13 protein-coding genes are annotated in these 15,651 nt (G+C 72.0%); 7 read left to right on the forward strand and 6 right to left on the reverse strand.

Annotation, left to right across the window (positions count from 1 at the left end):
* Positions 1 to 85 precede the first annotated feature (85 nt).
* Positions 86 to 1,549, reverse strand: coding sequence for an amino acid permease (locus BIV23_RS37650; RefSeq protein WP_071385481.1), 1,464 nt, complete (start codon positions 1,547 to 1,549; stop codon positions 86 to 88).
* Between the two features lie 234 nt (positions 1,550 to 1,783).
* Between BIV23_RS37650 and BIV23_RS37655 the strand changes: the two genes are divergently transcribed.
* Complete coding sequence (locus BIV23_RS37655) at positions 1,784 to 2,533, forward strand: MerR family transcriptional regulator (protein ID WP_071385482.1); 750 nt, start codon at positions 1,784 to 1,786, stop codon at positions 2,531 to 2,533.
* A gap of 1,017 nt (positions 2,534 to 3,550) precedes the next feature.
* Here BIV23_RS37655 and BIV23_RS37660 read toward each other — a convergent pair.
* The 3 genes from BIV23_RS37660 to BIV23_RS37670 all read right to left on the reverse strand — a co-directional run bounded on the left by BIV23_RS37660 (position 3,551) and on the right by BIV23_RS37670 (position 8,188).
* A complete protein-coding gene (locus BIV23_RS37660) occupies positions 3,551 to 5,722 on the reverse strand; it encodes a 3-hydroxyacyl-CoA dehydrogenase NAD-binding domain-containing protein (RefSeq protein WP_071385483.1) in 2,172 nt (723 codons plus the stop codon).
* A gap of 50 nt (positions 5,723 to 5,772) precedes the next feature.
* The gene (locus BIV23_RS37665; RefSeq protein WP_071385484.1) at positions 5,773 to 6,987 is read right to left on the reverse strand and encodes an acetyl-CoA C-acetyltransferase; all 1,215 of its coding nucleotides are present in this window, start codon (positions 6,985 to 6,987) and stop codon (positions 5,773 to 5,775) included.
* A 64-nt stretch (positions 6,988 to 7,051) separates the two neighbouring features.
* The gene (locus tag BIV23_RS37670) at positions 7,052 to 8,188 is read right to left on the reverse strand and encodes a CaiB/BaiF CoA transferase family protein (protein ID WP_071385485.1); all 1,137 of its coding nucleotides are present in this window, start codon (positions 8,186 to 8,188) and stop codon (positions 7,052 to 7,054) included.
* 186 nt (positions 8,189 to 8,374) lie between these two features.
* On the opposite strand from BIV23_RS37670, the gene BIV23_RS37675 reads away from it, so the two are divergent.
* A complete protein-coding gene (locus BIV23_RS37675; RefSeq protein ID WP_177240180.1) occupies positions 8,375 to 9,583 on the forward strand; it encodes a saccharopine dehydrogenase family protein in 1,209 nt (402 codons plus the stop codon).
* Positions 9,584 to 9,703: 120 nt separating this feature from the next.
* Entirely contained in the window at positions 9,704 to 9,892 is a 189-nt protein-coding gene (locus BIV23_RS37680; protein WP_071385487.1) for a hypothetical protein, read from the forward strand.
* Here the strand turns inward: BIV23_RS37680 and BIV23_RS37685 are convergent.
* Positions 9,856 to 10,599, reverse strand: coding sequence for an endonuclease V (locus BIV23_RS37685; protein WP_071385488.1), 744 nt, complete (start codon positions 10,597 to 10,599; stop codon positions 9,856 to 9,858). The genes BIV23_RS37680 and BIV23_RS37685 overlap by 37 nt on opposite strands.
* Positions 10,600 to 10,659: 60 nt before the next feature.
* Here BIV23_RS37685 and BIV23_RS37690 point away from each other — a divergent pair, with 60 nt between their 5' ends.
* Entirely contained in the window at positions 10,660 to 10,956 is a 297-nt protein-coding gene (locus BIV23_RS37690) for a YciI family protein (protein WP_071385567.1), read from the forward strand.
* Between the two features lie 12 nt (positions 10,957 to 10,968).
* Here the strand turns inward: BIV23_RS37690 and BIV23_RS37695 are convergent, their stop codons facing one another.
* A complete protein-coding gene (locus tag BIV23_RS37695) occupies positions 10,969 to 12,075 on the reverse strand; it encodes a WD40/YVTN/BNR-like repeat-containing protein (RefSeq protein WP_107471384.1) in 1,107 nt (368 codons plus the stop codon).
* A 209-nt stretch (positions 12,076 to 12,284) separates the two neighbouring features.
* Here BIV23_RS37695 and ssgD point away from each other — a divergent pair, with 209 nt between their 5' ends.
* From ssgD to ddaH, 3 genes are all read left to right on the forward strand, one after another.
* The gene (gene ssgD / locus BIV23_RS37700) at positions 12,285 to 12,701 is read left to right on the forward strand and encodes a spore wall synthesis regulator SsgD (protein ID WP_071385489.1); all 417 of its coding nucleotides are present in this window, start codon (positions 12,285 to 12,287) and stop codon (positions 12,699 to 12,701) included.
* 328 nt (positions 12,702 to 13,029) lie between these two features.
* Positions 13,030 to 14,658 (forward strand): ABC-F family ATP-binding cassette domain-containing protein, encoded by a 1,629-nt coding sequence (locus BIV23_RS37705; protein ID WP_071385490.1) that lies wholly within the window; start codon positions 13,030 to 13,032, stop codon positions 14,656 to 14,658.
* Positions 14,659 to 14,815: 157 nt separating this feature from the next.
* Positions 14,816 to 15,592 carry a dimethylargininase gene (gene ddaH, locus BIV23_RS37710; RefSeq protein WP_071385491.1) on the forward strand — a complete coding sequence of 259 codons (777 nt, stop codon included), beginning with the start codon at positions 14,816 to 14,818 and terminating at the stop codon, positions 15,590 to 15,592.
* Positions 15,593 to 15,651: the final 59 nt, after the last annotated feature.

Raw genomic sequence — 15,651 nt, forward strand, 5'->3', positions numbered from 1 at the left:
GGTGGCGTCACCCGGATGTATGTGATCTCCGATATGACGCCACCGTAGGCGATGCCACTGACAGTGGCCCTGAGCTGCTACTTCGTCATCGCGTCAGCTCGGTGAGTTCCTTCTCGGCGTTCGCGGACACCCGGCGGCGCACGGCGAACCAGCCGGCGACGAGCATGACGGCGATCACCGGGATCAGCAGGATGGTCTTCCGGCCGACGTCGGGGTCGTTCCACATCATGCCGAGACAGCTCAGCAGGAAGACGATGGTGGCGATCTCGATGACCGGGCTGAACTTCAGCTGGAAGTGCGGCCGGGTCACGAGGCCGGCGCGGGCGCGGCGGACGAAGACCATGTGGCAGACCATGATGATCACCCAGGTGCTGATGATGCCGAGGGAGGCGACGTTCAGCACGATCTCGAAGGCCTGGCTGGGCACGAAGTAGTTCAGGCCGACGCCGAGGACGCAGACCCCGCAGGTCAGCAGGATGCCGCCGTAGGGCACCTGGCTGCGGCTCATCCTGGCGGTGAACTTGGGGGCGGAGCCCGCCATGGCCATCGAGCGCAGGATGCGGCCGGTGGAGTACAGGCCGGAGTTGAGCGAGGACATGGCGGCCGTCAGCACGACGAGGTTCATGACGTCACCGGCCGCCGGCACACCGATCTTGGACAGAACGGTCACGAACGGGCTCTCGTCGGCGGAGTACACCGAGCCGGGCAGCAGCAGCGCGAGCAGGACGACCGAGCCGACGTAGAACAGACCGACACGCCACATGATCGAGTTCACCGCGCGCGGGACGACCTTCTCCGGCTCGGCGGTCTCACCGGCGGCCACGCCGACCAGCTCCAGCGCGGCGTACGCGAAGATCACGCCCTGCATGACCAGGACGACGGGCATCAGGCCGTGCGGGAAGACGCCGCCGTGGTCGGTGATCACGCTCAGGCCGGGGGTGTGGCCGTCGACCTTGTGCTGGGTGGCGAGCAGGAAAATGCTGATCAGCATGAAGCCGACGATGGTGGCGACCTTGACGATCGCGAACCAGAACTCCATCTCGCCGAAGATCTTCACCGAGATCAGGTTCACGGCAAGGACCACCGCGAGGGCGATCAGCGCCAGCACCCACTGCGGGATCGAGGTGAAGAAACTCCAGTAGTGCGTGTAGAGCGCGATCGCGGTGATGTCGGCGATGCCGGTGGTCGACCAGTTCAGGAAGTACATCCAGCCGGCGACGTAGGCGCCCTTCTCGCCGAGGAACTCGCGCGCGTACGACACGAAGGAGCCGGAGGACGGCCGGTACAGGACGAGCTCGCCGAGGGCGCGCACGACGAAGAAGGCGAAGACGCCGCAGACCAGGTAGGCCAGGGCCAGTGCCGGGCCGGCGTTGTGCAGTCGGCCACCGGCTCCCAGGAGGAGGCCGGTACCGATGGCACCGCCGATGGCGATCATGTTGATGTGGCGGGCCTTGAGGTCCTTGCTGTAACCGGCGTCGCCCGCGTCCGCGGGCTGCTGGGCCGCCCGGGGGGCGGCGGCCTGTGCCGATTCCACGGCTTCCTTGCTCACGGGTGGTTCACTTCCTGGTGCGCCCAGGCCTCGTGGGCCCGGGGGTCGTGCAGGTCGAGGCCCGCACCACCCTGTCGAGTTGCGGCACAGACCAAGGCAGCACCTTCCCAGAAAGATCCGCGAGTACGCGGTGGTCCACATCACAGAGCGTTACTTCTCACACGATCCACCGGGAGGATGCGCGATGTTCACCATGGGTTTCACACTCCTGGTGAGACAGCGATACTGCTGCACATGACGACCGACGCGACGACCGACACCGGGGAGCCGACCCTCACCATCGACGAGCTGGCCGCCCGCACGGGTGTCACGGTCCGCACCGTCCGGTTCTACGGCAGCAAGGGGCTGCTCCCGCCGCCGGTGATCGGTCCGCGCCGGGTCGGGCGGTACGGGCCCGAGCACGTGGCACGGCTGGCCCTCATCGAGGAGTTGCAGCAGCAGGGCATGACGCTGGCGGCGATCGAGCGGTACGTACGGCAGCTGCCCGCCGACCTCACCCCGCACGATCTGGCCATTCACCGCGCGGTGGTCGCGTCCTGGGCGCCGGACGCGGTGGACACGGTGGCCCGGCGGGAGCTGGAGCGGCGGGCCGGGCGGCCGCTGTCGGCCGACGACGTGGAGCGGCTGGCGGCGATGAACGTCGTCCGCGAGACGGCGGACGGCACTTTCCGGATCGACGCCGGGCTGCTCCGGCTCGGCGTGCAACTGCTCGACGTACCGCTGTCGCAGGAGGCGATCCTCGCGGCGCGCACGGTGCTCGTCGAGCACTCGCGCGCCGCGGCCCGCGAGCTGTCCCAGCTCTTCCGCGGCGAGGTGGCCGAACGCGCCACCCGGGACGTGAAGTCCCTGTCGGCACACATGCACCCCCTGGTCGTACAGGCACTGCTGACGACGTTCCAGCGCTCGCTGCGGGAAGAACTGAGCGAATGGGTCCGCAACGCCGACCCGGCCGCACCGGAGCCGACGGAATCGGAGTCGGTCTGACGGGGGTGCCTGGCCGGGACCGGCCTGCCGGGGGGCTTGCCTGCGCGGGCCGACTGGCCGGGGCAGGCTTCTCAAAGCCAGCCCGACGGGAGCCGACTGGTCGGGTCCGGCCTACCGGGGCCTGCGTGGTCGGGCCTACGTGGTCGGGGCCGGCCGATCGGGGGCCCGGCTGATGGGGCCGACAGGTCGGGCCCGGCCGATCGAGGTCAGCTGATCGGGACCGACACGACGAGGCCCGGTCGATCGGGGCCGAGCTGACCAGGCCTCCCTGGTCGGGCTCGACTGGTAAGACGCGATTGGTCGGGGCCGGCCGATCGGGGGCCCGCCTGAAGGGGCCGACAGGTCGGGCCCGGCCGATCGAGGTCAGCTGATCGGGACCGACACGACGAGGCCCGGTCGATCGGGGCCGAGCTGACCAGGCCTCCCTGGTCGGGCTCGACTGGTAAGACGCGATTGGTCGGGCACGGCCGATGGGGGGGCTCCCCCGTCGGGCCCGGCCGATCAAGGCCAGCCTGACGAGGCCCATCTGCTCGGTCGCACCCTGTCGGGCTCGGCTGGTCAGGCCGGCCGAGTTCGGGGCCCACCTGAGTTCGGGGCCCACCTGGTCGAGCCCAGCTGATCGGGCCAGGCCTCGCGGGGTCCGGCTGATCACGACCGGTGGCGGAGCCCCAGCGGAACGAGGCCCAGCCCAGCGAGCCCGGCAGGCCCTCATCCGCACGCACCGACGCCCGCGCCGTCACCCGGCGCACGGGTGCCCGGCCGGTCAGGGCCCCGCCGACCGGGGCCCAGGTCATCGGGCCCCGTCCGGTCCCGGACCGAACGATCTGTGACCGGTCGGTCCGGGACTGGACAGTCCGGGCCCGGATGGTCCCGGACCGGACGATCCCGCACCCGGCGAACCGGGGCTCGGGCCGATCACGACTCCGGCCGAGTCGGCCTCGGGCCGATCCGGGCCCGGTCCGGTTCCAGGCCCGGGCCGGTCCGAGCCCCGGGCGATGCCACGGCTCATCCTCACTGTCAGTCGCTGAAGCGTTGTCCCCTCTCCGCCTTCTCCACGAGCAGTGCGGGCGGGGTGAACCGCTCGCCGTAGGACTCGGCGAGTTCGCGCGCGCGAGCGACGAAGCCGGGCAGGCCTCCGTCGTAGCCGTTGATGTACTGGAGCACACCGCCGGTCCAGCCGGGGAAGCCGATACCGAAGATCGAGCCGATGTTGGCGTCGGCGACCGAGGTCAGAACGCCCTCCTCCAGGAGCCGGACGGTGTCGAGCGCCTCGGCGAAGAGCATCCGCTCCTGCATGTCCCGGAACGGGATCTCGTGCCCGGGCTTCGTGAAGTGCTCGCGCAGGCCGGGCCACAGCCCCGCGCGCCTGCCGTCCTCGGTGTAGTCGTAGAAGCCGGCGCCGCCGCTGCGGCCGGGGCGGCCGAACTCGTCGACCATGCGGTCGATGACCGCCTCCGCCGGGTGCGCGGTCCAGGTGCCGCCGGACTCCTCCACGGCGCGCTTCGTCTCGTTACGGATCTTGCGCGGAAGGGTGAGGGTCAGCTCGTCCATGAGGGAGAGCACCTTGGCGGGGTAGCCGGCCTGGGCGGCGGCCTGCTCGACGGAGGCGGGCTCGACGCCCTCGCCGACCATGGCGACTCCCTCGTTGATGAAGTGGCCGATCACCCGCGAGGTGAAGAAGCCGCGCGAGTCGTTGACCACGATCGGCGTCTTGTTGATCTGCCGGACCAGGTCGAAGGCCCGGGCGAGGGCCTCGTCGCCGGTCCGCTCGCCCTTGATGATCTCGACCAGCGGCATCTTGTCGACCGGCGAGAAGAAGTGCAGCCCGATGAAGTCGGCCTGGCGCTCCACGCCCTCGGCGAGGGTGGTGATGGGCAGGGTGGAGGTGTTGGAGCACAACAGTGCGTCGGGGGCGACGACGGACTCGATCTCCTGGAACACCTTGTGCTTGAGCGCGGTGTCCTCGAAGACGGCCTCGATCACCGCGTCACAGCCCGCGAGGTCGGCCGCCTCGCCGGTCGGGGTGATCCGGGCGAGCAGTGCGTCCGCCTTCTCCTGGCTGGTACGGCCCTTGGCGACGGACTTGGCGCACAGCTTCTCGGAGTAGGCCTTGCCCTTGGCGGCTGCCTCTGCGGAGACGTCCTTCAGGACGACGTCGATGCCCGCGCGGGCGCAGGAGTACGCGATGCCGGCGCCCATCATGCCGGCGCCGAGGACCGCGACCTTGCGGACCGTGCGGGACTCGATGCCCTTCGGGCGGTTGGCGCCGGAGTTGACGGCCTGGAGGTCGAAGAAGAACGCCTGGATCATGTTCTTCGCGGTCTGCCCGGTGACCAGCTCGGTGAAGTAGCGGGTCTCGATGGTGATCGCGGTCTCGAAGTCGACCTGGGAGCCCTCGACGGCGGTGGCCATGATGCTGCGCGGGGCCGGGTAGGGGGCACCGGCCGTCTGCTTGCGCAGGTTGGCCGGGAAGGCGGGCAGGTTGGCGGCGAACTTCGGGTTGGCCGGGGTGCCGCCGGGGATCCGGTAGCCGGGGACGTCCCAGGGCTGGTGCGACTCGGGGTGCGCGTCGATGAAGGCGCGGGCCTTGGCCAGCATCTCCTCCGCGGTGGCGGCCACCTCGTGGACCAGGCCGTTCTCCTGCGCGCGGCGCGGGTTGTACTGCGTGCCCTGGAGCAGCACCTTCAGCAGGGCGTCCGTGATGCCCATCAGGCGCACGGTGCGGGTGACCCCGCCGCCCGCGGGCAGCAGGCCGAGCGTGACCTCCGGCAGGCCGATCTTGGAGCCGGGGGCGTCGAGGGCGATGCGGTGGTGGGAGGCGAGCGCGATCTCGTAACCGCCGCCGAGGGCCGCGCCGTTGACGGCGGCGACGACCGGCTTGCCGAGCGTCTCGATGCGGCGCAGCGCGTTCTTGATCTCGGTCGCGCTGTCGAAGACCTGCTGGGCGTCCCCGGGACCGGCCTTGATCATGTCCTTGAGGTCGCCGCCCGCGAAGAAGGTCTTCTTGGCGGAGGTGTAGATGATGCCGCGGATGGAGTCCTTCTCGGCCTCCGCGCGCGCGGCGATCGCCGTGATGGAGGCACGGAAGGCCTGGTTCATGGTGTTCGCGGACTGGTTCGGGTCGTCCAGGACGAGGGTGACGACACCGGTGTCGTCCTGCTCCCAGCGGATGGTGGTGCTCTCGGTCATGACAGTCGTCTCCGTTGAAGTCTCTGAAGTCTCGTGGTTCCGCGGGGAGTTCAGATGCGCTCGACGATGGTGGCGATGCCCATGCCGCCGCCGACGCACAGGGTGGCGAGGCCATAGCGCTTGTCCTGGCGCTCCAGTTCGTCCACGAGGCTGCCGAGGATCATCGCGCCGGTCGCGCCGAGCGGGTGGCCGAGCGCGATGGCGCCGCCGTTGACGTTGACCTTGTCGAGGGAGAGGCCCATCTCCTTGACGAAGCGCAGCACGACCGCGGCGAACGCCTCGTTGATCTCGACCAGGTCGATGTCGTCGATGGTGAGGCCGGCCTTGGCGAGCGCCTTGCGGGTGGCGGGGGCGGGACCGGTGAGCATGATGGTGGGCTCGGAGCCGGAGACGGCCGCGGAGACGATCCGCGCGCGCGGGGTGAGGCCGTAGCGCTCGCCGACCGCCCGGGAGCCGATCGCGACGAGCGAGGCGCCGTCCACGATGCCGGAGGAGTTGCCCGCGTGGTGGACGTGGTCGATCTTCTCCACCCAGTGGTACTTCTGCAGCGCGACGGCGTCGAAGCCGCCCAGCTCGCCGATGTCCGCGAACGACGGCTTGAGCTTCGCCAGGGAGTCGGCGGTGGTGCCGGGGCGCGGGTGCTCGTCGCGGTCGAGGACGACCAGGCCGCTGCGGTCCTTGACCGGGACCACGGAACGGTCGAAGCGGCCCTCCTTCCAGGCCGTGACCGCGCGCTCCTGGGACAGGGCCGCGTACTCGTCGACGTCGCGGCGGGTGAAGCCCTCGATGGTGGCGATGAGGTCGGCGCCGATGCCCTGGGGCACGAAGTTGACGGCGAGGTTGGTCATCGGGTCGTTGAACCAGGCGCCGCCGTCGGAGGCCATCGGCACCCGGGACATCGACTCCACGCCGCCCGCGAGGACCAGGTCCTCCCAGCCCGAACGGACCTTGGCCGCGGCCAGGTTGACGGCCTCCAGGCCCGAGGCACAGAAGCGGTTCTCCTGCACGCCCGCGACCGTGTCCGGCAGTCCGGCGGCGATCGCGGCGATCCGGGCGATGTCGGAGCCCTGGTCGCCGACCGGCCCGACGACGCCGAGGACGATGTCGTCGACGGCGGCCGGGTCGAGTCCGGGGAAGCGGGCGCGGATCTCGTGGATGAGTCCGACGACCAGGTCGATGGGCTTCGTGCCGTGCAGGGCGCCGTTCGCCTTGCCGCGGCCGCGCGGGGTGCGGATCGCGTCGTACACGTACGCTTCGGTGCTCACTGATGTGCCTTTCGGGAAGGATGGGCCGAGCGGGGTCGGTCGCTGCCTGCGGCCGGGTCGTCGTTCACGCGTCGTCGTGCGCCGTCGCCGGTATCCCCCATTCCCGCACCACAGCCTCGGTGTCCGCGCCGGGCAGGGCCGGGCCGGTACGGACGGTGGTGGGCGTCGCGGAGAACCGGGGGGCGGGGGCGGGCTGGGTGATGCCGCCGTGGTCGGTGAAGGTGCCGCGGGCGGCGAGGTGGGGGTGGTGCGGGGCCTCGCGCAGGGACAGCACGGGCGCCACGCACGCGTCGGTGCCCTCGAAGAGGGCTGTCCACTGCGCGCGTGTGCGGGACTTGAAGCGGGCGGCGATGCGCTCGCGCAGCTCGCCCCAGCGGGTCCAGTCCTTGCGGGCGTCGGCCAGGTCCGCCAGGCCGAGCAGGCGCAGGAACTCGTCGTAGAACTGGCCCTCCAGCGCGCCCACCGCCATGTATCCGCCGTCGGCGGTCTCGTAGGTGCCGTAGTAGGGGCAGCCGCCGTCGAGGAGGTTGGCGGCGCGCCGGTCCTGCCAGCCGCCGGCCGCGAGCATGCCGTGGATCATCGCCGAGAGGTGGGCCGTGCCGTCGACGATGGCGGCGTCGACGACCTGTCCGGTGCCGGTCGCGCGCGCGTGGTGCAGGGCGGCGAGGACGCCGACCACCAGGTAGAGGGAGCCGCCCGCGTAGTCCCCGAGGAGGTTGGCGGGGACGGCCGGTGGCTCGTCGGGGCGGCCGATCATGCCGAGGGTGCCGGTGAGCGCGATGTAGGCCACGTCGTGGCCCGCGCGGTGGGCGAGCGGGCCCTCCTGGCCCCAGCCGGTCATCCGGCCGTAGACCAGGCGGGGGTTGCGGGCGTGGCACTGCTCGGGGCCGACGCCGAGGCGCTCGGCGACGCCGGGGCGGTATCCCTCGACGAGGATGTCGGCCCGCTCGGCGAGGTCCAGCACGCGCCCGGGTCCGTCCGGGGCCTTCAGGTCGACGACGATCGAGCGCTTGTTGCGGTTCGTGACGTCGTACGCGGGGTCGATCGCGAGACCGGGGCCGCCCGGCCGGTCCACCCGGACCACGTCCGCGCCCAGGTCGGCCAGGAGCATGGCGGCGAACGGCCCCGGGCCGATGCCGGCCAGCTCGACCACCCGCACACCACAGAGCGGGCCCTGCCCCGGCTTCGCTGCCGTCGTCATGCTCCAGCTCCCCAGCGTGTGTGACACAACTGATGTAACACCTGTGATGCTAAGAACGCGTTCCATCCGGCACAAGACCTGAACGAGCAAGCGCTTAGCCAAGTGCCCGCCCGGTCGACGGCGTGCGCACGTCTCACGCTAGCCTCAGCCACCGACAGCGGCGCGGACCGCACGACAAGGGGTGTCATGAGCAGGATGAAAAGGACGGATCGTCCCTACGACCTCGTGCTCTTCGGAGCCACCGGCTTCGTCGGTGTCCTCACCGCGGAGTACCTCGCCGCGCACGCGCCGAACGATCTGCGCTGGGCGATCGCCGGCCGCGACGAGCGGAAGCTGGAGCGGCTGCGCGAACGGCTGTCCGGCACAGCGGACATCGGCGTACTGCGGGCCGACGTGGCCGAACCGGCCACGCTGCGCGCCCTCGCCGAGCACGCGCGCGTGGTGGCCACGACGGTCGGGCCCTACGTGCTGTACGGCGAGGAACTGGTCGCCGCCTGCGCGGACGCCGGCACCGACTATCTGGACCTGACCGGCGAGCCGGAGTTCGTGGACCTGATGTACGTCCGGCACGACGCACGCGCGCGTGAGACGGGCGCCCGCCTGGTGCACGCCTGCGGCTTCGACTCCGTACCCCACGACCTGGGCGCGTACTTCACGGTCCAGCAGCTCCCGGCTGGCGTGCCGCTGCGGGTGGACGGGTACGTGACCGCCGACGCGGCCTTCTCCGGCGGCACCCTGGCCTCGGCCCTGAACCAGATGGCCCGCGCCCGGCAGATGCTGGCCGCCGCGCGGGACCGGGGGCGGCACGAACCGCGGCTGCCGGGACGCCGGGTCACGGCGCCGACGGGCGCGCCGCGCTTCGCGGGGGAGGTCGGCGCGTGGGCCCTGCCGCTGCCCACCATCGACCCGCAGATCGTGCTCCGCTCGGCGCGGGCGCTGGAGCGCTACGGACCGGACTTCCGCTACCGGCACTACGCGGCGGTACGGCATCTGCCGGTCGCCCTCGGCGGGATCGCCGCCGTCGGCACGGTGGTGGCGGCGGCCCAGCTGCCGCCCGCGCGGCGCTGGTTGTCGGACCGGCTGAAACCGGGTGACGGGCCGAGCCCGCAGAAGCGGGCGAGGAGCCGGTTCGCGGTGCGTTTCGTCGGCGAGGGCGGCGGCCGGCGGGTGTGCACGGAGGTCGCGGGCGGCGACCCCGGCTACGACGAGACGGCGAAGATGTTCGCCGAGGCGGCCCTGTGCCTGGCCTTCGACGACCTGCCGCCGGCCGCCGGGCAGGTCACCACGGCACAGGCGATGGGTGACGCCCTCACCGGGCGGCTGCGTGCCGCGGGGATCACCTTCCGGGTGGCGTCCGCCGGACAGTCGTCGGCCACCGCTTTCCCCGTGGTTTGAGACTTTTCCGCGCGGGGGCGCGCACCTGCTCCGCGCCCCCGCGCCCAGAAGTTTCACTGGGTCCTTCAATGACACGATGGAGGCCCGGACAGGCGGCAGCCGCAGGGAGGCGAGAAGAGCGTGAAGTTCGTGCTCGAAGTGACCGTGGACGAGGGCGCGCCGGCGCAGGACCGGGCCCGTGAGCTGGGGCGGATCCTGCGCTACTGGGGCGGCAATCTGCACCACTACGCCCTCGAACCGGGCGACGGCTCGGCCGTGTACGACTCGGCGTATCAGGAGGTCGGCGCCTGGCGCGTCGTCGCCTCCTGAGCATCGCCCGGGACCGACCCCTGTGCCGCCTCGCGCAGCGCCCGGCGGCACAGGGCGTCCGCCCGGCGTGTGGTCTCGGGCAGCCGGTAGCGAGGAGTCAGGGCCAGGGTGTGGGCCACGGCGTTGTCCAGGCTCACCCGGTGGCCGACCGAGACGAAGACCGGTTTGACGCCGTCCCGGGTGCGCAGGGCGCGCCCGACCTCCTCGGTCCCCGCGAGCAGCGCGGCGGACGCGCCCCGCGCGGGGGCCGGTTCGTCGTACGTGAAGGTGAACGGGTTCTTGGCGACACCGATGACCGGCAGGCCGGTGAGCACGCCGAGATGGCTGGCGAGGCCGAAACGGCGCGGATGGGCCAGACCGTAGCCGTCGCACACCACGAGGCCGGGCGGGCACGGCAGCCGGTCCAGGGCGGCCAGCACGGCGGGGATCTCCCGGAAGGCGAGCAGCCCGGGCACGTACGGGAAGGACACCCGGCCCACGGCCGTCGCCTCGGCCACCACCTCCAGGGTGGCGGCGTCCAGCACGACGGCCGCCGCGGCGACGAGGTCACGGTCGTCGTCGTAGGCGACGTCGACGCCGGTGACGCGGCCCCGCGCGGGCGGCGGTCCGGGCTCGTCCCGCGCCACCCGCCCGCGCAGCTCGTCCTGTACGGCGCGAGCCTCTTCCTCGGTCGCGGGCCAGCCCGCGGGTACGCCTACGGTCGTCATGGTGACCAGAACTGTACGGCCCGGGGCCGGCTGTCGGACCCCGGGGGTAGCCTCGTGATCATGTTCGTACTGGAGCTGACCTACACCGCACCGCTCGACGCCGTCGACGCACTGCTCGCCGACCACGTGGCCTGGCTGGAGGAGCAGTACGAACGGGGCCTCTTCCTCGCCTCCGGGCGCAAGAACCCCCGGGACGGCGGGGTGATCCTGGCCGTCGCGGAGGACCGCGCCCTGATCGAGGCGGCCATCGCGTGCGACCCGTTCGCCGTCGGCGGCGTGTGCACGTACCGCGTCACGGAGTTCGCGGCCACGAAGACCGCCCCCGAGCTGGAGCGGTACCGCCGGACGCCCGGCTGACCGGCCGCGCGCTCAGCGCTCCAGCCGGGCCGCTCTGCCCTGTTCGCCCGCCGCCCAGCAACTCAGGTCGGGCGTGCACGAGACCGTGTCGTACGAGCCGGTGTCGATCGTGCGCCAGGTGCGGCCGCCGTCGGTCGTCAGGTCGGTGCCGGTGGGGCCGACGGCGAGTGCGGCGGCGCGGCTGTGCGGGAGCCAGGCGGCGCCGGAGCGGTAGGCCGGCGGGGGTGTGGCCGCCGGGGTCCAGGTGCGGCCGCCGTCGGCGGTGACGGCCGCGGCGTGCGGAGAGGGCCGGCCGGGACGGTAGTCGCCGCCGACGGCGAGGCCGTGGGTGCGGTCGCGGAAGGCGAGCGCGAAGACGCCCTTGGCGGGATCGCCGGCCGGTACGGGTGTGTCGGCCGCCGTCCAGGTCAGTCCGCGGTCGGCGGAGTGCAGCACGCGCGCGCGGGCGCCGCCTCCGGTGGCCAGCCAGACGTCCTCGGCGCCGGAGGTGACCAGGCACTGCCCGCTCGCGGCGAAGCCGGCCTCGCCGTCCAGGGCGGGCGGCATGCCCTCGGCGGGCAGCACCCGCCAGGAGCGGCCGCCGTCGCTCGTGGACAGGATGCGGAACCTCCCGTCCACCGGGTCGCCCAGGGCGAGGCCGTGGCGGCGGTCGAAGAAGGCCAGGCAGTCGTAGAAGGCGTTCGGGTCGGTGTTGCGGAACGACTCGGTCCAGGTCGCACCGCCGTCGTCGGTGCGGTAGACGCGGGAGGCCTCGCCCTCGCCGATGGCCAGCACCACGGCGCGCCGCGCGTCGAACGCCTCCACGTCCCGGAACTCCAGGCCGCCCGCCCCCGGCGGAGAGACGTTCCGCCAGCTCGATCCGCCGTCCGTGGTGCGCAGCACCGTGCCGCGGGTGCCCGCCAGCCAGGCGGTGTGCCGGTCGACGGCCGCGAGCCCCCGGAAGCGGACCTGCGGGGTCCCGGTGTCCTTCACCGCCCAGTGCACTCCCCCGCCGTCCGCCCCGAGGGTCCGGGCCTCGGCCGCCGGGACGGTCAGCGCGGCCAGCGCCGCCCCGCACACCACCCCCGCCACCAGCCGGCCCGTCCGTCCCCTGCGTCGCGTGCTCCCCGAACGCCTCATGCCGGGCGAAGCTAGCCCACCGGACCGGCGCCGTCCAGGGGACCAACTTCCCCTCGTCCCGCACGAAAGGCCCACATCCGGACACGCATGCACGCGGTGACCGAGGTCACTCGTGCTCCGTGTGCACGCATGGGCCGGATCGGACGTCTCTTCCAGTACCAGGAGTCGCACACCCGGCCGTAGTCCAGCCGTCACGAGGGAGCAAGGCGTTGTCCACCGTCATCGAGCAGCCCGTAGAGGCCCGTCTCGTCGCCGCCGCACCGCGCATGCCGAGCATTCCCGCCACGCTGCGCTACGACCGCCGCGACCCGTTCGCCGTCGTCATGACCTTCCCGGCCCCGGCCACGCTGGAAGGTGTCGAGGTGGGCTGGACCTTCTCCCGCGAGCTGCTGATCTCCGGGATGCAGGGCCCCGAGGGCCAGGGGGACGTCCGGGTGCGCCCGTACGGATACGACCGCACGGTGCTGGAGTTCCACGCCCCCGAGGGCACCGCGATCGTGCACGTGCGCTCGGGCGAGATCCGCCGTTTCCTGGCGGCGGCCGGCGAACTGGTGCCGGTCGGCCTCGAACACCTCCAGCTCGACCTGGACCACGACCTGGCCGAACTGATGCGGGACGCCTGCTGACCGCCACGCGCGCGTGACATGTACGTCGGGCCCCGCCCCCGGAACCGGAGGCCGCCCCCGAGGAATTGCGTTGACAGCCGCCGACGCCCCTCCTACCGTTTACACCGGTCCTGTTGCCGTCGATTGGAGAAGGACGTTGCTCGTCTGAGGTCCTGAGGCACCGCGTCGCACCGGTGAGGTGTGCGCGGCGTACGACCTCGGCGTCCGAGCCGTCCTTGTGGCACAGGTCCTTTTTCATGGCCTCCTCGTGCCCAGACCCTTCGGTTTCCGCCTCGCGGTGTCTCGAGATGCGTCCACCCGACCGCACGCACGTCATCGCGAGGCCTCCATGTCATCTTCCTCCCTCACCTGCACGTCCCTGACCTTCGCCTGGGCCGACGGCACCGCCGTCCTCGACGGCCTCGACGTCGCCTTCGGCCCCGGCCGCACGGGTCTCGTCGGCGTCAACGGATCGGGCAAGTCGACCCTGTTGAAGCTGCTGGCCGGGGAGCTCACCCCGACCGACGGCACCATCAGGGTGGCGGGCGAGGTCGGCCACCTCCCGCAGAACGTCACCCTCGACACCACGCTCCGCGTCGACCAGGTCCTCGGCATCGCCGCCCGGCGGACCGCGCTGCACGCCATCGAGGCGGGCGACGTCGCCGAGGAGCACTTCGAGACGGTCGGCGACGACTGGGACGTCGAGGAACGCGCCCTGGTCACGCTCGGCGAACTCGGTCTCGGCCACATCGGCCTGGACCGCACCGTCGGCGAGGTCTCCGGGGGCGAGTCGGTGCTGCTGCGGCTGGCCGCGCTGCTGCTGCGCCGCCCCGACGTCCTGCTGCTGGACGAACCCACCAACAACCTGGACCTGTACGCGCGCCGCCGGCTGTACCAGGCCGTCGCCGCGTGGCCCGGCGTCCTGGTCGTGGTCAGTCACGACCGGGAACTGCTCGACCTGGTCGACCAGATCGCGGAGCTGCACTCCGGTGAGGTCACCTGGTACGGCGGGAACTTCTCGGCCTACGAGGCGGCCCTCGCCGTGGAACAGGAGGCCGCCGAGCGGATGGTGCGCGTGGCCGAGGCGAATCTGCGCAAACAGAAGCGCGAACTCGTCGAGGCGCACACGAAGTTGGCGAAACGCGTGCGTTACGCCGACAAGATGTACGAGAACAAGCGCGAGCCCAGGGCCGTGATGAAACTCAGGAAACGCTCGGCCCAGGTCTCGGCGGGCAAGCACCGCATCATGCACGAGGAGCGGCTCACGGAGGCCCGGGAGCGGCTGGACGAGGCGGTGGAGGCCGTGCGGGACGACGACGAGATCCGCGTCGACCTGCCGTACACGGCCGTACCACCGGGCCGGCAGGTGCTCACCCTGGAGAACCTGGGGCTGGCCCACGGCGCACGCGTCAAGGGGATCGTCGATCTGCGCGGCCCGGAGCGGATCGCGCTCGTCGGCCGCAACGGCGCCGGGAAGACGACGCTGCTGCGGACCGTCGCCGGGGAGCTGGCACCGGTGACGGGCGAGGTACACGCGCACGTGCCGATGCGTTTCCTGCCCCAGCGGCTGGACGTGCTCGACGACGCGTCGACGGTCGCCGAGAACGTGGCCCGGTTCGCGCCGGGCGCGACCAACAACCGGGTCCGGGCGCGGCTCGCCCGCTTCCTGTTCCGGGGCGCGCGGGCCGACCAGCAGGCGGCCACCCTGTCGGGCGGCGAGCGGTTCCGGGCGACGCTGGCGGCACTGATGCTCGCCGAACCGGCACCCCAGCTGCTGCTGCTCGACGAGCCGACCAACAACCTGGACATGGCGAGCGTGCGGCAGCTGACGTCGGCCCTGGAGTCGTACGAGGGCGCCCTGCTCGTGGCCAGCCACGACATGCCGTTCCTCGAGTCGATCGGCATCACGCGCTGGCTGCTGATGGAGGAGGGAGAACTGAGGGAGATCACGCCCGAGGCCGTCGGGTATCCCGCCTGACGGCGGGGCCCGGCGCCCGGGTCCGGCAGGCCCCGACGTCTCAGGAGGGGCACAGCCTGACAACGGGGGTTTTGCCCTGGCGGGAGGGGGCTGCATGATGCTGAAACCGGTGCCGCGATCGGCGCCGGAATCCGCACCACCGATGGAAAGGCCCCTCGTGCCCAGCAAGAAGGCCCTCGTCCGCCGCCCCGGCCCCCGCCTCGCCGAAGGCCTGGTGACGCATATCGAGCGGGAGAAGGTCGACCTGGGGCTCGCCCTCGAACAGTGGGACGCCTACGTCGAGGCGCTGCGCACGCACGGCTGGGAGACGGTCGAGGTCGAGCCGGAGGACGACTGCCCGGACGCGGTGTTCGTCGAGGACACCGTCGTCATGTACAAGAACGTGGCGTTGATCACCCGGCCGGGCGCCGAGTCCCGGCGCATCGAGACCGTCGGCGTCGAGGAGGCGGTGGCCCGGCTCGGCTGCTCGGTGAACTGGATATGGGAGCCGGGCACGCTGGACGGCGGTGACGTCCTCAAGGTCGGCGACACCGTCTACGTCGGCCGGGGCGGGCGCACCAACGCGGCCGGGGTGCAGCAGCTGCGGGCCGCCTTCGAACCGCTGGGCGCGCGCGTGGTGGCCGTTCCCGTGAGCCGGGTGCTGCACCTGAAGTCGGCGGTGACCGCACTGCCCGACGGCACGGTGATCGGGCACATCCCGAAGCTGGACCGGCCCTCGCTGTTCCCGGGCTTCCTGTCGGTGCCGGAGGAGTCCGGCTCGCACGTGGTGCTGCTCGGCGGCCACAAGCTGCTCATGGCGGCGAGCGCCCCGAAGACGGCGGAGCTGCTGACCGATCTCGGCCATGAGGTCGTCACGGTGGACATCAGCGAGTTCGAGAAGCTGGAAGGCTGTGTGACCTGTCTCTCGGTACGGCTGCGGGAGTTGTACGCCTGAACGGGTGAACCCCACCATCCGAACGGCCCTGGGACCTGCCCCTCCCAGGGCCTTTTCGC

This window comes from Streptomyces monashensis, from assembly GCF_001866665.1.
Taxonomy (GTDB): domain Bacteria; phylum Actinomycetota; class Actinomycetes; order Streptomycetales; family Streptomycetaceae; genus Streptomyces; species Streptomyces monashensis.

Bases quoted from the DNA above. Each gene is read 5' to 3' on its own strand.
- BIV23_RS37705 (WP_071385490.1), top strand. From the start codon at position 13,030: ATGTCATCTTCCTCCCTCACCTGCACGTCCCTGACCTTCGCCTGGGCC.
- BIV23_RS37695 (WP_107471384.1), bottom strand. From the start codon at position 12,075: ATGAGGCGTTCGGGGAGCACGCGACGCAGGGGACGGACGGGCCGGCTG.
- BIV23_RS37660 (WP_071385483.1), bottom strand. From the start codon at position 5,722: ATGACCGAGAGCACCACCATCCGCTGGGAGCAGGACGACACCGGTGTC.
- BIV23_RS37685 (WP_071385488.1), bottom strand. From the start codon at position 10,599: ATGACGACCGTAGGCGTACCCGCGGGCTGGCCCGCGACCGAGGAAGAG.
- BIV23_RS37670 (WP_071385485.1), bottom strand. From the start codon at position 8,188: ATGACGACGGCAGCGAAGCCGGGGCAGGGCCCGCTCTGTGGTGTGCGG.
- BIV23_RS37655 (WP_071385482.1), top strand. From the start codon at position 1,784: ATGACGACCGACGCGACGACCGACACCGGGGAGCCGACCCTCACCATC.
- BIV23_RS37690 (WP_071385567.1), top strand. From the start codon at position 10,660: ATGTTCGTACTGGAGCTGACCTACACCGCACCGCTCGACGCCGTCGAC.
- BIV23_RS37675 (WP_177240180.1), top strand. From the start codon at position 8,375: ATGAGCAGGATGAAAAGGACGGATCGTCCCTACGACCTCGTGCTCTTC.